The sequence below is a fragment of the Methylophilus sp. genome (assembly GCF_035460085.1).
In the GTDB taxonomy this organism is placed as follows: Bacteria; Pseudomonadota; Gammaproteobacteria; order Burkholderiales; family Methylophilaceae; genus Methylophilus.
In genome coordinates this window covers 1-2,411 of record NZ_DATHWZ010000111.1, presented here as the reverse complement: position 1 = coordinate 2,411, position 2,411 = coordinate 1, and the positions used below count along the sequence as shown (strand labels likewise).

3 protein-coding genes are annotated in these 2,411 nt (G+C 43.3%); 2 read left to right on the top strand and 1 reads right to left on the bottom strand.

The genetic code is table 11. From position 1 onward, the window contains the following. Positions 1–115 precede the first annotated feature (115 nt). Together VK958_RS13795 and VK958_RS13790 are read left to right on the top strand one after the other, a co-directional pair. Positions 116–1,339, top strand: coding sequence for a porin (locus VK958_RS13795; RefSeq protein WP_325242322.1), 1,224 nt, complete (start codon positions 116–118; stop codon positions 1,337–1,339). Between the two features lie 111 nt (positions 1,340–1,450). After that, complete coding sequence (locus VK958_RS13790) at positions 1,451–2,125, top strand: DUF6445 family protein (RefSeq protein WP_325242320.1); 675 nt, start codon at positions 1,451–1,453, stop codon at positions 2,123–2,125. Between the two features lie 3 nt (positions 2,126–2,128). Here the strand turns inward: VK958_RS13790 and VK958_RS13785 are convergent. Next, positions 2,129–2,411, bottom strand: a 283-nt coding sequence (locus VK958_RS13785; RefSeq protein WP_325242318.1) for a helix-turn-helix domain-containing protein, incomplete at its 5' end; no start/stop codon positions are given.

Here is a 2,411-nt window from a genome sequence, read left to right as displayed (position 1 = left end):
TGGAAATGCTTGGAGCGATTCCGAGGGAGTTACTTGAGGTACGGATGTTTTTAAACATCTGGCCAAAAGCAATATCCTTACACAAGTTGTAAAAACAACATTTTTGGAGATTCGTATGAATACAAAATTAAACGTTGCAGTAGCAGCAGCTCTGTTCGCTGCAACTACTGGCGCTCAAGCTGGTATCGTTATCCCAGCTGGTGACTGGACTCTGGACATCGGTGGTGTGGTTAACGCTTTCTACACAACAACTAAATTCACTGGCGATACTGGTGCTGGTACTGGTCCTTTGGGCCTGGGCGCTGGTGATGCTAGCTCACAAAACAATATTACTACTGGTTTGTTGCCAAACTACCTGAGCGTTTCTGGTAAAACACGTCAGAACGATCTGGATGTTGGTTTCACAATCAGCATTAACCCAGGTGCTTCTACAACTCAATCTGGTGTGCAAGGTTCACAACAAGAAAACCGTCAGGCATTCTTGACATTCGGTGATGCTTCTTGGGGTTCTATCAAAGTTGGTAAAGACTTAGGTATCTATGGTTCAGACGCTATTCTGAACGACATGACATTGCTGGGCGTGGGTGCTGGTGCTGGTAACTTGGCTGGTAACACAACAACTTTGGGTCGTATCGGTACTGGTTACATGTATGCTGACTGGAAATCCCAAATTGCTTACACATCACCAAACTGGAATGGTTTTCAATTCACTGCTGGTGTAACACAAGGCTGGAACGCAGTTGCAGCATTAGGTGGTGCAGGTAGTACTGATCGTTCAGGTTCACAATCTGCATACGAAGCTAAAGCTTCTTACGAGTGGACAGGTGATGTTGCTGGTAAAGTATGGTCATCTGCGATCACACAAAACATCTCTGGCGTAGGTAACGCTGCAGGTGCAGCAACTACTCCAGGCGGTAAAGAAAGAGCTTGGGGTTGGGATGCTGGTACAACAATTAACTTAGCTGGCTTTGGCTTGACAGGTTACTATGGCAAAGGTGAAGGTATCGGCCAAACTCTGCAATTCCAAGGTGGTTTGGATGCTGCAGGTAATACACGTAAGTCTGACCAATGGTATACGCAAGCTACTTATGCATTGCCAGGCGTAGGCACTAAATTGGGTGCTAGCTATGGTCGTTCTACATTAGATGGTAATGGTGCTGATACATTTAGCGAAGTGCAAGACTCTATGTGGGTACTTGGTGCTTACCACCCACTGACTAAGCATCTGAACTTGGTTGCTGAATACTCACAGACTAAGCGTGAGTTGGATCAACGTGCTGCAGCGGATTTAGAAGGTAAAGCAAAAACTATTTCTCTGGGCGCGATCCTGTTCTTCTAGTTTAATTGCAGAATATTCTGCTTAAATTAAAAGTCAGTAAAAAACGGCAACTTCGGTTGCCGTTTTTTTATCTATGTTTAAGACACTAATTTAATTCAGCGATGGTCAATTATGAATTTGTACCCAGTTACGATTGTAGAAAATTTTTATGAAGATCCAGATGCTGTGCGTGCATTTGCATTAAGTCAGAAATATCAGTATCGCCATCAGTTAAAAGATGTGCCATATGTTTTCCCTGGCGCACGAACAAAAGACCTGTCTGTGATCAATAAGCCTTTATTTGAAAAAGTCAGCAATAAGATTATTTCGCTATTTCATAATTCTGACTATGAACATATGCGCTGGGCGATCTCCACTAACTTTCAAAGTGTAAGTGAAGATTATGGAAGGGGAGTAATTCATACCGATGGTAATGCGGTGTTTGCCGCAGTGCTATATCTAAGTCCTGATGCACCTTTGGATTCTGGAACTTCATTATTTAGAAGAAATAAACAATTTGATCAGACTGCTTATGAAAAAGCGCTCAAGGAAAATGATAAGCGATTTGCTGCAGGCACCATTGCGATGGATACCGGCTATCACTCAATGTTTGATGAAATTGTGCGCATTAATAATGTTTATAACACCTTAATTTTATATGAAGGTCGACATTATCATGCTGCCAACAAGTTCTTTGGCAAAACCCTAAAGGACTCTAGGTTGGCACAGGTCTTTTTTGTCAGCAGCATTGATGCACAAAAGCACAGTTCTTTCCCTCTCTGGCGTAGTCAACAAATCAAGATTTGATGACTAATCATCAATCCCCAGTTCCTGGATCTTACGCGTAAGGGTATTGCGTCCCATACCCAGCTGATTAGCGGCCTCAATACGGCGGCCATCAGTATGCGCTAATGCACGCGTGATTAAAATGCGCTCAAACTCTTTGGTTTTTGCATCCAGAATATTTGTTTCGCCGCGGTTGAGTGCATCAGTCACTTCTTGTGCCAAAGCCTCTTGCCAGGAGCCGCCGCTGTTTTGCTTGCTAGAGTCTTCTTTTAACTCTGGTGGCAAGTCATTCACATCTACATTTTGG

What these genes read in the sequence shown, in the direction of transcription:
- VK958_RS13795 (WP_325242322.1), top strand. Translation starts at nt 116, where the DNA reads ATGAATACAAAATTAAACGTTGCAGTAGCAGCAGCTCTGTTCGCTGCA.
- VK958_RS13790 (WP_325242320.1), top strand. Translation starts at nt 1,451, where the DNA reads ATGAATTTGTACCCAGTTACGATTGTAGAAAATTTTTATGAAGATCCA.